This is a genomic window from Paenibacillus sp. tmac-D7 (assembly GCF_006519665.1).
GTDB lineage: Bacteria > Bacillota > Bacilli > Paenibacillales > NBRC-103111 > Paenibacillus_G > Paenibacillus_G validus.
The window spans coordinates 86,596-103,436 of sequence record NZ_VIDW01000003.1; the positions used below are offsets into that span (position 1 = coordinate 86,596).

At 52.1% G+C, this 16,841-nt stretch carries 17 protein-coding genes; all 17 read left to right on the top strand.

The window, feature by feature from the left end:
- The first annotated feature begins 89 nt into the window (after window positions 1–89).
- The 17 genes from yfmF (at window position 90) to FKP33_RS03210 (ending at window position 16,656) form a co-directional block, all read left to right on the top strand.
- On the top strand, window positions 90–1,406 hold the full coding sequence (gene yfmF, locus FKP33_RS03130; RefSeq protein ID WP_141333908.1) for an EF-P 5-aminopentanol modification-associated protein YfmF: 1,317 nt from the start codon (window positions 90–92) through the stop codon (window positions 1,404–1,406).
- On the top strand, window positions 1,407–2,693 hold the full coding sequence (gene yfmH / locus FKP33_RS03135) for an EF-P 5-aminopentanol modification-associated protein YfmH (RefSeq protein WP_141333909.1): 1,287 nt from the start codon (window positions 1,407–1,409) through the stop codon (window positions 2,691–2,693).
- Window positions 2,690–3,451: an elongation factor P 5-aminopentanone reductase gene (gene ymfI / locus FKP33_RS03140; protein WP_054795801.1), complete on the top strand. Its 762-nt coding sequence runs from the start codon at window positions 2,690–2,692 to the stop codon at window positions 3,449–3,451. The genes yfmH and ymfI overlap by 4 nt, the downstream gene beginning before the upstream one ends.
- Window positions 3,452–3,529: 78 nt before the next feature.
- Entirely contained in the window at window positions 3,530–3,784 is a 255-nt protein-coding gene (locus FKP33_RS03145) for a DUF3243 domain-containing protein (protein ID WP_054795802.1), read from the top strand.
- Window positions 3,785–3,905: 121 nt separating this feature from the next.
- Window positions 3,906–4,760, top strand: a complete 855-nt coding sequence (locus FKP33_RS03150) for a hypothetical protein (RefSeq protein ID WP_230876010.1) — start codon at window positions 3,906–3,908, stop codon at window positions 4,758–4,760.
- Between the two features lie 98 nt (window positions 4,761–4,858).
- Window positions 4,859–5,638, top strand: a complete 780-nt coding sequence (locus FKP33_RS03155) for a DUF3388 domain-containing protein (protein WP_127604464.1) — start codon at window positions 4,859–4,861, stop codon at window positions 5,636–5,638.
- A 56-nt stretch (window positions 5,639–5,694) separates the two neighbouring features.
- Window positions 5,695–6,579: a helix-turn-helix domain-containing protein gene (locus tag FKP33_RS03160; protein WP_127604462.1), complete on the top strand. Its 885-nt coding sequence runs from the start codon at window positions 5,695–5,697 to the stop codon at window positions 6,577–6,579.
- A 106-nt stretch (window positions 6,580–6,685) separates the two neighbouring features.
- Window positions 6,686–7,177, top strand: a complete 492-nt coding sequence (locus FKP33_RS03165) for a YajQ family cyclic di-GMP-binding protein (RefSeq protein WP_127604460.1) — start codon at window positions 6,686–6,688, stop codon at window positions 7,175–7,177.
- Between the two features lie 143 nt (window positions 7,178–7,320).
- On the top strand, window positions 7,321–8,649 hold the full coding sequence (rimO, locus tag FKP33_RS03170; protein WP_141333910.1) for a 30S ribosomal protein S12 methylthiotransferase RimO: 1,329 nt from the start codon (window positions 7,321–7,323) through the stop codon (window positions 8,647–8,649).
- Window positions 8,646–9,233 (top strand): CDP-diacylglycerol--glycerol-3-phosphate 3-phosphatidyltransferase, encoded by a 588-nt coding sequence (gene pgsA / locus FKP33_RS03175; protein WP_141333911.1) that lies wholly within the window; start codon window positions 8,646–8,648, stop codon window positions 9,231–9,233. The genes rimO and pgsA overlap by 4 nt, the downstream gene beginning before the upstream one ends.
- A 39-nt stretch (window positions 9,234–9,272) precedes the next feature.
- Window positions 9,273–10,517, top strand: coding sequence for a competence/damage-inducible protein A (locus FKP33_RS03180; protein WP_141333912.1), 1,245 nt, complete (start codon window positions 9,273–9,275; stop codon window positions 10,515–10,517).
- 183 nt (window positions 10,518–10,700) lie between these two features.
- Window positions 10,701–11,750 carry a recombinase RecA gene (gene recA, locus FKP33_RS03185; RefSeq protein WP_054795805.1) on the top strand — a complete coding sequence of 350 codons (1,050 nt, stop codon included), beginning with the start codon at window positions 10,701–10,703 and terminating at the stop codon, window positions 11,748–11,750.
- Window positions 11,751–11,817: 67 nt separating this feature from the next.
- Entirely contained in the window at window positions 11,818–12,522 is a 705-nt protein-coding gene (locus FKP33_RS03190) for a RecX family transcriptional regulator (RefSeq protein WP_127604452.1), read from the top strand.
- A 244-nt stretch (window positions 12,523–12,766) separates the two neighbouring features.
- Entirely contained in the window at window positions 12,767–14,308 is a 1,542-nt protein-coding gene (gene rny / locus FKP33_RS03195; protein ID WP_127604450.1) for a ribonuclease Y, read from the top strand.
- Between the two features lie 93 nt (window positions 14,309–14,401).
- Window positions 14,402–15,196, top strand: coding sequence for a TIGR00282 family metallophosphoesterase (locus tag FKP33_RS03200; protein ID WP_054795807.1), 795 nt, complete (start codon window positions 14,402–14,404; stop codon window positions 15,194–15,196).
- Between the two features lie 147 nt (window positions 15,197–15,343).
- Window positions 15,344–15,604: a stage V sporulation protein S gene (locus FKP33_RS03205; RefSeq protein ID WP_006286829.1), complete on the top strand. Its 261-nt coding sequence runs from the start codon at window positions 15,344–15,346 to the stop codon at window positions 15,602–15,604.
- Window positions 15,605–15,705: 101 nt separating this feature from the next.
- Entirely contained in the window at window positions 15,706–16,656 is a 951-nt protein-coding gene (locus FKP33_RS03210) for a dipeptidase (protein WP_141333913.1), read from the top strand.
- Window positions 16,657–16,841 lie beyond the last annotated feature (185 nt).

Here is a 16,841-nt window from a genome sequence, read left to right on the forward strand (position 1 = left end):
AAATAACTCGGCGAAGAAGTGACCGCTTTGCGGTTGCTTCTTCTGTTTATAGAGGAATATAATGGAATAACCGGAAAGGCGGTAGACCGATGTCGAGAGGGGTTGTTGCAGCTTTGAAGCATATCCAACTTGAACGGGGAACCGTGCGCGGGCTACGCGTGCATGTGCTCCCGACCGAGCAATTTAAAACGTTTGCGATTTCCGTATATATCGGGTGTCCGCTGAAGGAGGACACCGTGACGCCGACCGCTTTGATTCCGTTCGTGCTGCGCCGGGGCAGCCGGGCTTATCCGGAAACGAAACAATTCCGGGAGCGGCTGGACGATTTGTACGGCGCCGGCTTCGGCTTTGACGTTTACAAGCGCGGCGATTATCAGATGGTGCAGTTTCGGATGGACGTTATTCAGGATGATTTTGTCTCAAGCAAGGAATCTTTACTGTCACAGGCGCTGCAGTTTTTAGGCGAGGCGGTGACACAACCGGCGATGGACGCCGATCGGTTGAGGGCCAAATATATCGAATCGGAGAAAACGACCGTCCAGAAGCGGTTGGGAGCGATCGTCAACGATAAGATTCGCTATGCAGCCGAACGCTGCATCGCGGAGATGTGCAAGGAGGAGCCGTATCGGCTGCATCCCCTCGGTCGTATTGAAGATTTGGCAGCCATTGATTCCGATCTGCTGACGAACCGTTACCGTCAATGGCTCGCTCAGGCGCCGATTGACGTGTATGTAGTCGGCAACACCAGTTTAAGCCAGGTACTCCCGTTGATCGAGCGTTCCTTTCAGCTTGGCGACAGCCGCGGAACCGCTCAACCGGGCTATGCCTTGAAGGCGGAGCATCGTCAAGTGACGAAGGTGAACGAAGTGGTGGAACGCCTTGACCTCAATCAAGGCAAGCTGAATATGGGGCTGCGCATCCCGACTTCGTACGGTGACGATTCGTATCCGGCCGCTCTCATGTACAACGGCATTCTGGGCGGTTATCCGCACTCCAAGCTGTTCACAAACGTCAGGGAGAAGGCGAGTCTGGCCTATTACGCTTCGTCCCGACTGGATGGACATAAAGGCATTCTCACGATACAATCCGGCATTGAGATCGGGAACTACGAGAAGGCGGTTCAAATCATTAAAGACCAGCTTCAGGCGATGAAAGACGGGCAGATTAACGACACCGAGCTGCAGCAGACGAAAGCGATGATAACCGGACATTTGCGCGAGCTTCAAGACTCAGCGTTCGAGTTAATCGCCTTCGACTTCAATAACCGGTTGTCGGGAGCGGAGCGCACCGTGCCGAAGCTGATTGAAGCGGTGGAGCAGACGACGCCTGCCGACATACAGCGGATCGCCCGGCAAACCGAGCTGGATACGATTTATTTTTTAACCGACAGCAAAGGGGGACAATAAATGCAAACGATCCCTTACCCGCAAGTCAAGGAAACGCTTTACAGCGAGCAGCTTCCTAACGGATTGACGGTATTCATTTTGCCGAAAGAAGGATTTCAAAAAACATACGCCACGTTCTCAACCAAATACGGCTCGATCGATAATCATTTCCGAGTGGAAGGCCGGCCGGAGCAAAAAGTGCCGGACGGCATCGCCCACTTTCTGGAGCACAAAATGTTCGAAGAGCCCACAGGGGACATCTTCTCCGTATTTGCCGCCCAAGGCGCGTCGGCCAATGCGTTCACAAGCTTCGATCGAACCGCTTACTTGTTTTCGGCGACCGGGCATATCCGGGAAAATTTGACGACCTTACTTGATTTCGTGCAGCATCCTTACTTTACGGACGAGAATGTGGAGAAGGAAAAGGGGATCATCGGCCAAGAGATTAAGATGTACCAGGATAATCCGGATTGGCGCGTTTATTTCGGGTTAATTGAAACGATGTTTCATGTTCACCCGGTGCATATCGATATAGCCGGCACTGTCGAGTCGATTGGGGAAATTACGAAGGAAATGCTGTACGAATGCTACCATACGTTCTACCATCCGACCAATATGAGCTTATTTGTGGTTGGCGGCGTCGATCCGCAGGAAATAATGGATTTGGTTAAGCAAAACCAGGCGGCCAAGACGTTTAAGCCGCAGGGAGAGATTCACCGTCTGTTTGAAACGGAGCCTGGTGAAGTAAAGGCGCCGCGGAAGGAAAGCACGCTGCCCGTTTCCGTGCCGAAATGCTTGTTCGGCTGCAAGGAATCGAGTCAACCGCTTCGCGGCCGTGAGATGATGAAGCGGGAGCTGGCGATGAAAGTGGTGCTCGACATACTCGTCAGCCCCAGCTCGGCCATTTACCAGAAGCTGTATGATGAGCAGCTCATTTCCGACAGTTTCGGATCCGAATACAACATTGCGGAGCAATACGCATTCTCGGTAATCGGCGGCGACACCAAGGATCCGGAGCTGTTGATCAACCGGGTGAAAGAAGAAATAGACAAGGTGAAAGCGTCCGGCATCGACCGCGCCGATTTTGAACGGAGCAAGAAGAAGAAGATCGGTGCTTTCCTCCGCCAATTGAACTCGCCGGAGGCAATCGCCAACGAGTTTACGAAATACCGTTTTAAGGATATGGACCTTTTTGACATATTGCCGGTGTATGAACAGCTTTCGCTTGAAGATGTGAATGCATGCCTGGCCGATCATTTCAACTGGAACCAGCTCGCAGCGTCCGTTGTCCGAAGCGAGGCGAAATGACACCAACCGGAATTAAATCTTTTACCGAACAAACCGTACTAATAACGGGGGCGAGCCGCGGAATCGGCGCGGCGATCGCCCGCCGGTTTGCCTCCGTCGGCATGAACGTCGTCATCCATTATTTGCAGTCGCATGAATCGGCGAACGAGACAGCCCGAAGCTGCATGCGGCACGGAGCCCGTGTACTAACGGTTACCGCTGATTTAAGATCGCTCGATCAAATCGAACGTATGCGCGAGAAGCTCGAACAGCACGGACTTATTCCCGATATTCTGGTTAATAACGCGGGTATTTCCCATTACGGGATGCTGTCTGATGTCACGGAAACGGAATGGGATGACATTATGAATATCAACTTAAAAGGTACGTTTCTGATGACGCGGCAGTTCATGCCCGCGATGATCGCTCAAAAATACGGGCGGATCATTAACGTTTCGTCGATTTGGGGCATCTCCGGCGCTTCTTGCGAAGTCGCATATTCGACGGCGAAGGGCGGGATCAACGCCTTCACGAAAGCACTGGCAAAGGAGCTTGCGCCCTCGGCGGTAACGGTGAACGCAGTCGCTCCCGGCGCCGTGGACACGATGATGATGGCAGGCTTCGACGCGCAGGAGAAAGCGGCGCTTGAGCACGACATTCCGGCGGGAAGGTTCGCCCAACCCGACGAAATCGCTTCACTCGTTTATTTCTTGGCGCTGCCGGAATCCGGCTATATTACCGGACAAATCATAAGTCCCAACGGCGGATGGCTGACCTGACCAACCGTATAAACTTTGCGTGTTTTGCGAATTCTAACCTTTGTAACGTCGATATCACTTCAAAGGAGGAATTGCGGCATGGCAACTGTGCTGAAGGTGTTTGAACGCTGGAAGGAATTTTTAGGAGAGCGTGTAGAGCAAGCAGAGAAAGCCGGGATGAGCGATGAGACGATATCGAAACTCGCGTTCCAGATCGGCGAGTTTTTATCCGATAAAGTCGATCCCGAGAACAAAGAAGAACGCGTCCTGAAAGAACTGTGGGATGTATGTGACGAGCAAGAAAGAAAAACGCTCGCCAAAGCTATGGTGAAGCTTGCCAAAGCGAATAATTAATCATAAGCGTCATTTTAAGCCAGCCTCCTTCCCAGGGGGCTGTTTTTGCGCTGCCTGCGCATAGCTTGGAATGGCGTTTCGAAACGTATATACTAAGGAGAAGAGCTCGGAAGATACAGAAATGAGGGTAGTAAGAAAGATGAAAGGGCTTATCCGAATCATTGCGTTGTTCCTTACCGTCGGTTTGCTCGCCGGGTGCGGCAAAAATATTCCCAGCATCGATCCGGCCTTGCTGCAAAGCAAACCTTCGCTGCTGGTAGTGACCGAACCGAACTTGGCGCCCGATACGAAGCAGCGGCTGCAAGCCGCTTTGGTGGATTGGCGCGATCACCATCAGACCGCCTTCGATTGGTTCGCTGACGTGTCGACGCTGTCGGAAGAACAATTGGAAGCGATCCGTTCCCATGCCTACGATTATATCGTAGTGGCCGGTCATGAACTGGTGCAGGCGACGCTTCCGCAAGCGGAGCAGATTGGAAACCGCAAATGGATTTTGCTTGATGATCAGGTTGTCCGGCAGACATTGTCCATCCAAGGCTCGCATATCATGGTGAAGTCGGTTCTGGAATCGCAGCTTCGCGGCGAATGGGACGAATGGGTCAGGCAGCAGCTCGTCTCCGATCGGGCGATCGAATGGGTGACTACCTCGGCGTATCCGATTCCGTCCGAATGGGCGCCGTCGGAAGAGGCCGAATACGTGTCGCTTGCGGATGCGGAAGGCTGGTACAGTCAATTACAGTTTCAGGTTCGCTCGCACGGCCCTGCTTGGATTGTCGTGTTCGCGCCGCTGGAAAAAAGTCAATTGCAGCGCATTCGCGGCTTGCAGGTGCCTGTTGTTAACATGGCGCAGACGACGGTCGAATTGAACTGGAACGAAATTCTCGTTACCTTGAGGAACAACCTCTCGAACCAGGCGTGGACCCCCGGTTTGCAGCCTTATGAGCAGCGGGAAGCGGTTGTGAAGAAGAATTTTTGAAAACCCGCCTGAAACGGGAGGAATTTATCGAATATTGTAGAATATTTTTCGTATCCCCATTTGTACAAAACCTAACATTCTATGATCGGAGAACGGACATGACGAACGAAAATAACGATAAGAAGCAATGGTATATGGAGTATAGAATACATAAGAACCGTCCAGGCTTGCTGGGCGATATCGCTTCTTTGATGGGGATGCTCGACATCAACATCGTGACGATCAACGGGGTGGAAGACCGTACACGCGGCATGCTGCTGCAAACGAATGATGAAGAAAAAGTGGAATTAATGGGTAAAATGTTAAAAAAAGTGGATAATATAACTATAACGGCTCTTCGTACGCCCAAATTGGTTGACATTTTGGCGGTACGTCACGGCCGTTATATCGAACGCGACTCGGACGATAAGAAGACGTTCCGCTTTACGCGCGACGAACTAGGACTTTTGGTCGATTTTCTTGGCGAAGTGTTCAAGCGGGATGGCAATCATGTTGTCGGCTTGCGCGGGATGCCAAGGGTAGGGAAAACCGAGTCCATCATTGCCGGCAGCGTGTGCGCGAACAAACGGTGGACGTTCGTTTCTTCGACCTTGCTTCGCCAGACGGTGCGCAGTCAGCTGTCCGAGGACGAGATGAACCCGAACAACGTGTTCATTATCGACGGTATCGTATCCACGCTGCGTTCCAACGAGAAGCATTACGGGCTGCTCCAGGACATTATGGGCATGCCGTCCACAAAAGTGATCGAGCATCCGGATATTTTCATCCGGGAATCGGAATATACGTATGATCATTTCGACTGCATCGTCGAACTGCGCACGACGCCTGATGAAGAGATTACTTATGAAAGTTTTACCGGCGGCTTCGATTCCTATTGAGGATGTCCGGCTAAAGGTTCAAAGCATACGACTCATAACGGGAAGGGGTGACAAGCGTGACCGATCTCGGTCTGTTATTGAAGAAAGCGAGAATGGAAAAGAAGATTTCGCTTGAAGATTTGCAGGAAGTGACCAAAATCCGCAAGCGCTATTTGGAAGCGATCGAAGAAGGCAACTACAAAGTGCTGCCCGGCAATTTTTATGTGCGCGCATTTATCAAGAGCTATGCCGAAGCCGTAGGGCTCGATCCGAACGAAGTGCTGCAGATGTATCAGAATGTCATTCCTGCGACGGAAACGGAGAAGGTTGAGCCGATCCGCACGACGCGCACATCGACGACCCGAAATACGGAACGTATCGGCAAATGGGCCTCCAACATCATGGTGATCTCTTTTGTCGTCCTTATTTTGGGGATTATTTATTACTTTATGAGCATCAACTACAAAGGCACGAGCGACGCCAGCAACAATTTGCCGAAGCAGATTACCGATAAGATCGAGCCGGCCGCGCCAAAAACGGATAACGGGGGAACCCCGGGCACGGGGGCAAACGGCGGCGGACAGCTCGCGCAAACGCAGCCCGAGCCGATTGCAGCGGCACCGGTCGCGCCTGCGCCTGAGCCTAAGAACGAAGTGAAGCTGGTCAAGAGTGAGCGGGGGACCGATTTTTATGCGGTCAGCGGAACCGATAAGCTCAAGATCGAGGTGAAGGTAGTCGGCGACGAGTGTTGGATGAAGATCGACGAGCTCGGCACAAGCCGCCAACAGCTGCACGAAGGAATATTGAAGAATGGGGAAGTGAAAAGTTGGGAACTTGCCAATCCGGCTTATTTACGTTTTGGCAAAGCCAGCGCCATGGAGATTGTCATTAACGGTCAAAGCTATCCGGTCGGCAATCAGGCCAACGTGAAGAACGTGCAGGTGGACTTCCTGAAATCGTAGCCGCATCGGCGGGCATCCAAGGAGACACGCGCTGCCTTTGTGCAGAGGGTGTCTTTTTTGTTACAATAAAAACTGGTAAAATTTTGACGGGAAGGAAGTTCGATTCATGAGCAGTGAAAATTCATTCGATATCGTATCCAAGCTTGATATGCAGGAAATGAACAATGCGATCAACCAGGCGGAGAAAGAGATCGCCACACGCTTCGATTTCAAGGGCAGCAAGAGCAGCATCACCTTGGAAAAGGAAGAGCTTGTCGTCGTCTCGGACGACGATTTCAAGCTGCAGAACGTGCTCGACATTCTGCAATCCAAGATGGCCAAGCGGGGCATCTCGTTGAAAAATTTAGAATACGGCAAGGTTGAGCCGGCCGCGAACAGCACGGTGCGCCAGCGGATTAAAGTCAAGCAGGGCATCGATCAAGACATTGCCAAAAAAATCAATATCCTGATTCGTGATTCGAAGCTGAAGGTGAAAAGTCAAATTCAAGGCGATCAAATTCGGGTCACCGGAAAGAGTAAAGACGATCTTCAGCAAGTCATGCAGCTGCTTCGCAAAGCCGATTTGCCGCTGGAGCTGCAGTTCATCAATTTCCGTTAACGGCACAGAGTAGGCTTTAAACCTTGCGGAATCTAAGACCTGCAAGGTTTTTCGTGTTTTTGACACTGTTTGCGGGAGTATATTATACTTGTAGCAGACCCAATTAGAAGTAAAAGGCTTCATGCCGTTTTGGAGGAAATTTCATGACAGAGAAAGTCAAAGTGGTTACCCTGGGCTGTGAGAAAAATTTGGTCGATTCCGAGATTATGTCCGGCCTCGTCCATGAACGCGGGTACCAGCTCGTAGCCGAGAAGGAAGAAGCGACCATTATCATCGTCAACACGTGCGGCTTCATCGACGCGGCGAAGGAAGAGTCGGTGAATACGATTCTCGATATGGCGGAACTGAAAGAAACCGCGAATTTGAAAGCTTTGATCGTTTCCGGTTGCTTGACTCAGCGCTATAAGAAGGAATTGATGAACGAGATGCCGGAGATCGACGGCATCGTCGGAACGGGTGATTTCGATAAAATCAACGACATTATTGATGAAGCGCTGGCCGGGAAAAAACCGATCTTTGTCGGTAACCCGGTGTTTAACTATGAGAAGAAGCTGCCGCGCCGTTTGTCCACTCCTCGTTATACGGCTTATGTGAAGATTGCTGAAGGCTGCGATAACGCCTGTACGTTCTGCAGCATCCCGATCATGCGGGGCAAGTTCCGCAGCCGCAGCATCGAATCAATTTTGGACGAAGTGGCCCAGCTCGCCGCGCAAGGGGTCAAGGAAATCAGCCTGATCGCGCAAGATTCGACCAATTACGGTACGGATCTTTACGATTCGTTCAAGCTGCCTGAACTTATGAACCGCGTCAGCGAAGTGCCGGGCATCGAGTGGGTTCGGCTGCATTACGCTTATCCGGGATTTTTCACCGATGAGCTGATCGAGACGATTGCCGGCAATCCGAAAATTTGCAAATATATCGACATGCCTCTGCAGCACAGCGAGGACGGCATCCTGAAGCGGATGCGCCGTCCGGGACGGCAGCGCGACGCGCGGGAGCTGATCCGCAAAATCCGCGACCGCATTCCGGGCGTATCGCTGCGCACCTCGATTATCGTCGGTTTCCCGGGAGAGACGGACGAAGACTTCGAGAAGCTCAAAGCGTTCGTTCGCGAAGTAAAGTTCGACCGGCTAGGCGTCTTTACCTATTCGAAGGAAGAGGATACGCCGGCATCCCGGTTGCCGGATCAAGTGGCAGACGACGTGAAGGAATACCGGGCCAACGTGCTGATGGAAATACAGCGTGAAATCTCGAATGAACGCAACAGCGATCGGATCGGCCAAGTGATCGACGTGCTGATCGAAAAATACGACGGCCGGAACGATGTTTATGTCGGGCGTTCGCAGTTCGACGCGCCGGAAATCGACGGCGAGGTGTTTGCCCGCGGCGCCGATTTGCAGATCGGCGAAATTGCCAAGGTTCGCATTACGCATTCGTTCGAATTTGATCTGTCCGGGGAGGTTGTGGCATGAATTTAGCCAACCGGATTACGTTGGCGAGAATTTTTTTAGTACCGATCATCATGTTCTTCCTGCTCATTAACGTCAAATTCCCGCATGTCCGGATCGAGCAATTTACGATTACGTACAATCAGATTATCGCTGCGCTGATCTTTATTATTGCGGCCAGCACGGACAGCCTTGACGGTTATATCGCGAGAAAACGGAAGCTTGTCACGAATCTGGGCAAGCTTCTGGACCCGCTTGCCGACAAGCTGCTCGTATCCGCCGTACTCATCTCTCTGGTCGAGATGGATAAACTGGACGCCTGGATTGCGATTGTGATCATCAGCCGGGAGTTTGCAGTCACCGGCCTGCGTCAAATCGCTCTGCTGGAAGGCACCGTCATGGCTGCAAGCAAATGGGGCAAGTGGAAGACGGCGACGCAAATCACAGCGATTATTGCGCTTCTTATCAACAACTTCCCGTTTGCTTTCATCGATTTCCGTTTCGATCTCGTAGCCAGCTGGGTAGCTGCAATTATTACGCTTTATTCCGGCTTCGATTATTTTATTAAAAACAAACACGTTATCAATTTCGACGACAAGAAACAGTAGGGCGACCTATTGTTTTTGTTGTATCCGGAGGGGAATAGGATGAGAGCGGAAATTATCGCCGTCGGCACGGAGCTGCTGATGGGTCAAATCGCCAATACGAACGCGCAGTTTTTATCTAAAGGCTTGGCCGACCTGGGCATCGGCGTATATTTTCATACGGTCGTCGGTGACAATGCCGGACGGATCAAGGAATCGCTTGCGCTTGCGAAGAGCCGGGCCGACTTGATTATTTGCACGGGCGGTCTGGGGCCTACGCAGGACGACATAACGAAGGATGTGCTTGCCGAGGTGCTTGGACGGCCGCTGGTGATCCACCAGCCTTCGATGGACAAAATGACGGAGCTGTTCGCCAAACGAAACATGCCGATGGTCGAGAGCAACGTCCGGCAGGCGCTGATGCTGGAAGGGAGCGATCCCCTGGCGAACGAAACGGGCCTTGCGGTGGGCGTCGCCTTAACGGTGGACGGCACGCGCTACGTGCTTCTGCCGGGTCCGCCTAGCGAAATGAAGCCGATGTTCGAGCTTCAGGTCAAACCGTGGTTAGAAGCGAATGTCGAAGGCCTGGAGGCGCTTCATTCGACCATGCTCAAGTTTGCAGGCATCGGCGAGTCGTCGCTGGAGCATCAACTGATCGATTTGATCGACGCGCAGACGGATCCTACGATAGCGCCTTACGCCAAGGAAGGCGAGGTGGCCATTCGGTTAACGACGCGCGCAGGAAGCGCGCAGGAAGCCGCACGGAAGCTTAAACCGCTGGAGGATGAGATACGCCGCCGGCTCGGAGGCTTCATCTATGCGGCAGAAGACATCTCGCTCGAAGAATTCCTCTTGCGGGAGCTCGCTTCCCGCGGCCAAACACTCGCCGTGGCCGAAAGCTGCACCGGAGGACAGCTCAGCGATTTGCTGACGGCCGTACCGGGCAGCTCGAACGCTTTCGCCGGCGGGGTGATCAGTTATACGAACCAGGTGAAACACCGCGTGCTCGGCATTCCCTTGAACGAGCTCGAAGGCGAGGGAGCTCCCGGAGCCGTCAGCGCGGAAACGGCGATCCGGATGGCGGAGGCCGTACGGACTTTGTGCGGGGCCGATTACGGACTATCCGTCACCGGCGTGGCAGGACCCTCGGAATCGGAAGGCAAGCCGGTTGGCTTGGTGTATGTCGGGATTGCGGGCGGGGGCGAGGCGGCGGCGGTTGAGCTGCAAGCATGGGGCAACCGCTCGACAATCAAGCTGCGCGCGTCCAAAAGCGCGCTCTATCAGCTGTGGGAACGGCTAAAATCGTAGTTGCCGCTCACTAGAAAATAAAGTATAATAGATTTACGCGGAAGCACCGTAACAACTTTAAACCTTGTTACGGTTTTTATTTGGACCAAGATGCGAATATATGTTCGAGAAAAACCTTGGCAAAGGTTATGAAAACCGTTATGATGGAAACATAAGAGAATATAGAAGAGGGAAGTGAGTCTCTTGACGGATCGTCGCGCAGCACTGGAAAATGCCCTTCGTCAAATCGAGAAGCAGTTTGGTAAAGGGTCGATTATGAAACTGGGTGAATCTACCCACATGCAAGTGGAAACTATTCCAAGCGGCTCGCTTGCGCTCGATATCGCGCTCGGTATCGGCGGTTATCCGCGCGGTAGAATTATAGAAGTTTACGGACCGGAGTCTTCAGGTAAAACGACCGTAGCGCTGCATGCCATCGCGGAAGTGCAGAAGGTAGGCGGCACGGCGGCATTCATCGATGCGGAGCACGCTCTTGATCCGCTTTATGCAAGCAAGCTTGGCATCAACATCGACGAACTGCTCCTGTCACAGCCCGATACGGGCGAACAGGCGCTCGAGATCGCGGAAGCGCTCGTACGAAGCGGCGCGGTCGACATCATCGTCATCGACTCCGTAGCCGCGCTCGTGCCGAGAGCGGAGATCGAAGGGGAGATGGGGGATTCGCACGTCGGGTTGCAAGCGCGTCTGATGTCGCAAGCGCTGCGTAAGCTGTCCGGAGCGATCAACAAGTCGAAGACGATCGCCATCTTCATCAACCAGCTGCGCGAGAAAGTCGGCGTCATGTTCGGGAACCCGGAGACGACCCCCGGCGGACGGGCGCTCAAGTTTTATTCTTCCGTACGTTTGGACGTACGCCGCGTAGAAACGATCAAGCAAGGCAACGATATGGTCGGTAACCGGACGAAGATTAAAGTCGTTAAGAATAAAGTAGCGCCGCCGTTCAAACAAGCGGAGATCGATATCATGTACGGCGAAGGAATTTCCAAAGAGGGCAGCATCGTCGACATCGCGACAGAAATGGATATTATCCAGAAGAGCGGCGCGTGGTATTCCTACAGTGGCGAGCGTCTTGGTCAAGGCCGTGAGAACGCGAAGCAATTCTTGAAGGAAAATCCGCATCTGGCGGATGCGATCGAGAAGAAAATTCGGGAAACAAGCAATTTGGTTGCAGTAGTCGGACCGAATACGGACGATGATGAAGAGGAAGAAGAGGATTTGGCAGTACTCGAATAAATCGGCTTAAGGCACCTTTTCTTAGCAGGAGGGTGCCTTTTCGCCGTTTCTTGTGGAGGTAGTATGGATGACCGGTTATCAAGAAAGCGCACCGCTGGGCGGTTTTATTACGAAAGTGGAGCGTCAGGCGAGAGCTCAGCAGCGGTACAATGTTTTCATCGACGATAAGTTGGCTTTTTCCGTCCATGAGGACATTATGATCAAGTACCGGCTCTTAAAGGGTGCGCAGGTGGAGTCTGCGGAGATGGAACGGATTCTGGCGGCTGAAGAGAGGCATAAGGCTTACTTGAGCGCTGTTCGATTGCTGGCGAGCCGGCTTCGCTCCGAACACGAGATGCGTTCGCGGCTGAAGGAAAAGGAATTTCAGCCGGATGTCATCGAAGACGTGATCTCACGGCTGAGAACGGAAGGGTACTTGAATGACGCTTTGTTTGCGGAACAAATGGCGAAGCAGCGTTCGCAATCGCAAAAGAAAGGGCGTCACTGGATCAAACAGGAATTGAAGCAAAAGGGCGTACCCAAAGAGCATATCGAAACGGCTCTTGCCGGAGTGGACGCGGAGACGGAGCGGGAGGCGGCCTACGCGCTCGTTTCCAGACGTTACAAGCGGGAGTGGGAGGAAGACCCGTCGAAAGCCCGGCGGAAAATCGCTTCCTTCTTGCAGCGCAGAGGGTACACGTTAACCGTCGTTCAACAAGTTCTGGGCAAAATGCCGCAGCGCAGCATGGACGATGATGACTTGGCGGAGTTGGATCTTTCGGAATATGAGTGATCCGATTAAATATTTATCCTATTTAGATAGGGGGCGAAGGCCAACAGCTTGACAAGCTTCTTGACCAAACTATAAAATAATCATGTATATTCATCATATACAGAATCATTCCTTGACAGCCCAAGGAGACGATTCGCAAAGTAAAATCGCCAATTTTTACTTTTTCTAACGTATGTAGAATGGATTAAACAACCTGATTATCCCAAGCTTACCCCTTGGAGAAACAACGAGGGAGGTGAACTGGATGGAACCGATCATCTGGATCCTGATTGTTCTCGTTGTTGGTGTACTATGCTTCGGGATCGGTTATTTTATCCGCAAGTCCCTTGCAGAGGCGAAAATTTCAAGTGCTGAACATGCCGCACAGCAGATCATCGACAACGCTCGCAAAGAAGCGGAGGCACTGAAAAAGGAAACGGTTCTGGAAGCGAAGGACGAAATTCACAAGCTCAGAACCGAAGCTGAAAAAGACATTCGTGAACGTCGAAACGAAACACAACGACAAGAGAGACGACTGTTGCAAAAAGAGGAATCGCTGGATAAAAAATTAGAATCTCTTGAGAAAAAAGAAGAGCAGGTCGCCAACAAGGAGAAACGAATCGAAGAAACCCAAGCGCAAATTGATCAGATTTATCGTGATCAAGTTTCCGAGTTGGAGCGAATTTCCTCGTTGACGATGGATGATGCGAAACAGATCATCTTGACGAACGTGGAGCGGGAAGTTCGCCATGAAACCGCGCAATTGATTAAAGAAATCGAACAACAAGCCAAAGAAGAAGGCGACAAGAAGGCCAGAGACATTATTACTTTGGCCATCCAAAGATGCGCCGCGGATCATGTGGCCGAAACCACCGTATCCGTTGTTGCGCTTCCTAACGAAGAAATGAAAGGGCGCATTATCGGTAGAGAAGGCCGTAACATCCGGGCACTGGAAACATTGACCGGTATCGACCTCATTATCGACGATACGCCGGAAGCGGTTATCTTGTCCGGCTTCGATCCGATTCGCCGTGAAATTGCGCGTACGTCGCTTGAGAAGCTCGTAGCCGACGGACGTATTCACCCGGCTCGAATCGAAGAAATGGTGGAGAAGTCCCGCAAAGAAGTGGACGAGCGGATTCGCGAGTACGGCGAGCAAGCGACTTTCGAAACCGGCGTACACGGACTCCACCCGGATCTGATCAAAATTCTGGGTCGTCTGAAATTCCGTACCAGCTACGGTCAGAACGTGCTGAAGCATTCCATGGAGGTCGCTTACCTCGCAGGACTGATGGCAGGAGAGCTCGGAGAAGACGTGACATTGGCGAAACGTGCCGGACTTCTTCATGACATCGGGAAAGCGCTGGATCACGAAGTGGAAGGCTCACACGTGGAGATCGGCGTGGAGATCGCCAAGAAGTACAAAGAACATCCAGTCGTTATTAACAGTATCGCCTCGCATCACGGCGATACGGAAGCGACATCGGTCATCGCCATGCTCGTCGGCGCAGCGGATGCTTTGTCCGCAGCAAGACCGGGTGCGCGCAGAGAAACGCTGGAGACGTACATCCGTCGTCTCGAGAAGCTTGAGGAAATCTCGGAATCGTTCGATGGCGTAGAGAAATCTTTTGCCATTCAAGCGGGGCGTGAGGTTCGCGTCATGGTCCAACCGGAGAAAGTGGACGACACCGAGGCGTTCCGATTGGCTCGGGATATTACGAAGAAAATCGAGAGCGAACTCGATTATCCGGGTCATATTAAAGTGACGGTCATTCGCGAGACGCGTGCCGTAGAATATGCCAAATAACCTGAGAGCAGCACAATCCGAAAGAGAAGTGGCCGACACAGCCACTTCTCTTTCATTAGGTAGACCGATGAGCATGTATAGGGGGTTACGAACATTAGACTGTTATTTATTGGAGACATCGTAGGCTCGGTCGGACGCAAGGCGCTAAAGACGTGCTTGCCGAAGCTGAAATTGAAATACAACCCGACCTGGATTGTCGTGAACGGAGAGAACGCAGCGGCGGGCCGCGGCATTACGTCGGCGATTACGCGCGAATTTTACGAGCTTGGCGTTCAGGGGATTACGATGGGGAATCATACGTGGGATCAGAAGGACATCTTTGAATTTATCGATGGGGACGACCGGATTGTCCGGCCGGCCAATTATCCGGCTGGCACACCGGGCAAAGGATTGACATTCGTAAAGACCAAAGACAAGGAGCTGGCGATCATCAATCTGATGGGACGCACGTTCCTGCCGCCGCTGGATTGTCCCTTCGCGAAAGCCGACGAATTGGTAGAGGCGGCGCGTAAACGAACGCCGTACATATTCGTTGACTTCCATGCCGAGGCAACGTCGGAGAAGCTGGCTATGGGCTGGCATTTGGACGGCCGCGTGTCGGCCGTGGTCGGTACGCATACGCATGTGCAAACGCATGACGAGCGCATTTTCCCGCAAGGAACGGCCTATTTGACCGATGTCGGCATGGTGGGACCCCGTGACGGTATTCTGGGCATGGAGCGGACGGCTGTTTTATATAAATTTATGACCCAGCTGCCGTCCCGGTTCGTCGTGGATGAAGGCCAGTGGCACTTCCACGCCGTCTGTATCGACTTGAATCCGACGACCGGACTCGGTCAGAAGATGCAGCTGATCCGGATGAATGAAGAAGACCTGTTGTTCGAATAGGCGGCTTGCTTCTTGCCGCTTTTTCTAAATTGACAAACAATTCAAATATTTTCGAAAATACCACTTTCGGTTAGAAGGAATTAACCGCAAATTCCTAGAATATGATTAGTACTGGAAGCTATCATCATTCCCGAGGAGGTACTTTTCATGGAAGTATTAAAGGTTTCAGCAAAATCCAACCCAAATTCCGTTGCTGGCGCACTTGCCGGAGTGTTGCGTGAACGTGGGGCGGCGGAGCTCCAGGCTATCGGCGCAGGGGCGCTTAATCAAGCTATTAAAGCGGTAGCGATCGCCCGAGGATTTGTGGCTCCCAGCGGGGTTGATTTGATTTGCATACCAGCGTTTACCGATATTGTCATTGACGGTGAAGATCGCACGGCGATCAAGCTGATCGTGGAGCCGAGATAGTTCATATACGTTCATATCATAAACCCAAACGCCTGTTTACGCCGTAGACAGGTTTTTTTGGGCTGTGCGCCGGCAGGCGAAGAGAGGGAGGATGAGAGATCGTGACCAGGATCGTCATCGACGGACATTGCGACGTGTTATACAAATTGTTTGAAAACCGAGCGCTTGATTTCTACGGTACGAGCCTCAGCGGATTAGACGTGACGTATGAGCGAATGTGCCGTTCCAATATAAAAGTGCAATTTTTTGCAATTTATTTACCGGAACGTATAACCGTCCCTCATTTTGACTATTACTTGGAATACATCTCCATTTTCTACAGGAAAGTCGCATCGGACGGTCGCATCCGTCCGATTAAGAATCGAGGCGATTTGGAGGCGGTGATGAACGGCAAGCAGCGCGGCGCGCTGTTGACGTTGGAAGGAGCGGATGCCTTACACGGCAATCCGCTTTATTTGCGGACGTTGTACGAGCTGGGCGTGCGGATGATCGGCACGACGTGGAACTACGCGAATTGGGCGGCTGACGGTATTTTGGAGCCGCGGCAAGCAGGCTTTTCCAGGAAGGGAAAAACCTTTATTAAAGAATGTGACGAACTGGGCATTCTAATGGATGCTTCTCATTTATCGGTGGCGGCTTTTTGGGACCTGGCCGACACCGCGCGCTTGCCCTTCGTAGCGTCGCATTCCAACGCGAAGGCGATATGCGGGCATCCGCGCAACCTGGATGACAGCCAAATCCGCGAAATCATTCGCCGCGACGGGCGGATCGGAATCACGTTCGTTCCTTGGTTCGTCAAGAGTCAAGGGGGTGCGACGATTGACGACTTGCTCAAACATATCGATTATATTTGCGCATTGGGAGGCGAACGGCAGGTGGCGTTCGGATCAGACTTCGATGGAATTGACCGCTGGATTCCGCAGCTGGAGCATGCGGGACAATTCCCGTGGCTGGTCGAAGCGTTGGCCAAACGTTATTCGGACGAACAAGTGAACCGATTTCTTTATGCCAATTGGCACTCGTTGTTACAGGCCTATTTGCCGGTTCACTAAAACTTAACATCTGTTTTCTAGATACAAGACCATTAAACTATTCTCTATTTGATATGGATATGATCTAAAATAACTATCTTTACAATTGGGTTAAAACCCTTGCAATTTACCTCTTGACGACTTAAAATTTGGGTGACACCTGAAAGATCTATCGTGGTTTGATCGTCTTTCGGACCGATCAAGGG

What these genes read in the sequence shown, in the direction of transcription:
- FKP33_RS03150 (WP_230876010.1), top strand. Translation starts at nt 3,906, where the DNA reads ATGAGGGTAGTAAGAAAGATGAAAGGGCTTATCCGAATCATTGCGTTG.
- FKP33_RS03205 (WP_006286829.1), top strand. Translation starts at nt 15,344, where the DNA reads ATGGAAGTATTAAAGGTTTCAGCAAAATCCAACCCAAATTCCGTTGCT.
- FKP33_RS03180 (WP_141333912.1), top strand. Translation starts at nt 9,273, where the DNA reads ATGAGAGCGGAAATTATCGCCGTCGGCACGGAGCTGCTGATGGGTCAA.
- FKP33_RS03190 (WP_127604452.1), top strand. Translation starts at nt 11,818, where the DNA reads ATGACCGGTTATCAAGAAAGCGCACCGCTGGGCGGTTTTATTACGAAA.
- FKP33_RS03155 (WP_127604464.1), top strand. Translation starts at nt 4,859, where the DNA reads ATGACGAACGAAAATAACGATAAGAAGCAATGGTATATGGAGTATAGA.
- ymfI (WP_054795801.1), top strand. Translation starts at nt 2,690, where the DNA reads ATGACACCAACCGGAATTAAATCTTTTACCGAACAAACCGTACTAATA.
- yfmH (WP_141333909.1), top strand. Translation starts at nt 1,407, where the DNA reads ATGCAAACGATCCCTTACCCGCAAGTCAAGGAAACGCTTTACAGCGAG.
- pgsA (WP_141333911.1), top strand. Translation starts at nt 8,646, where the DNA reads ATGAATTTAGCCAACCGGATTACGTTGGCGAGAATTTTTTTAGTACCG.
- rny (WP_127604450.1), top strand. Translation starts at nt 12,767, where the DNA reads ATGGAACCGATCATCTGGATCCTGATTGTTCTCGTTGTTGGTGTACTA.
- FKP33_RS03145 (WP_054795802.1), top strand. Translation starts at nt 3,530, where the DNA reads ATGGCAACTGTGCTGAAGGTGTTTGAACGCTGGAAGGAATTTTTAGGA.
- rimO (WP_141333910.1), top strand. Translation starts at nt 7,321, where the DNA reads ATGACAGAGAAAGTCAAAGTGGTTACCCTGGGCTGTGAGAAAAATTTG.
- FKP33_RS03165 (WP_127604460.1), top strand. Translation starts at nt 6,686, where the DNA reads ATGAGCAGTGAAAATTCATTCGATATCGTATCCAAGCTTGATATGCAG.
- yfmF (WP_141333908.1), top strand. Translation starts at nt 90, where the DNA reads ATGTCGAGAGGGGTTGTTGCAGCTTTGAAGCATATCCAACTTGAACGG.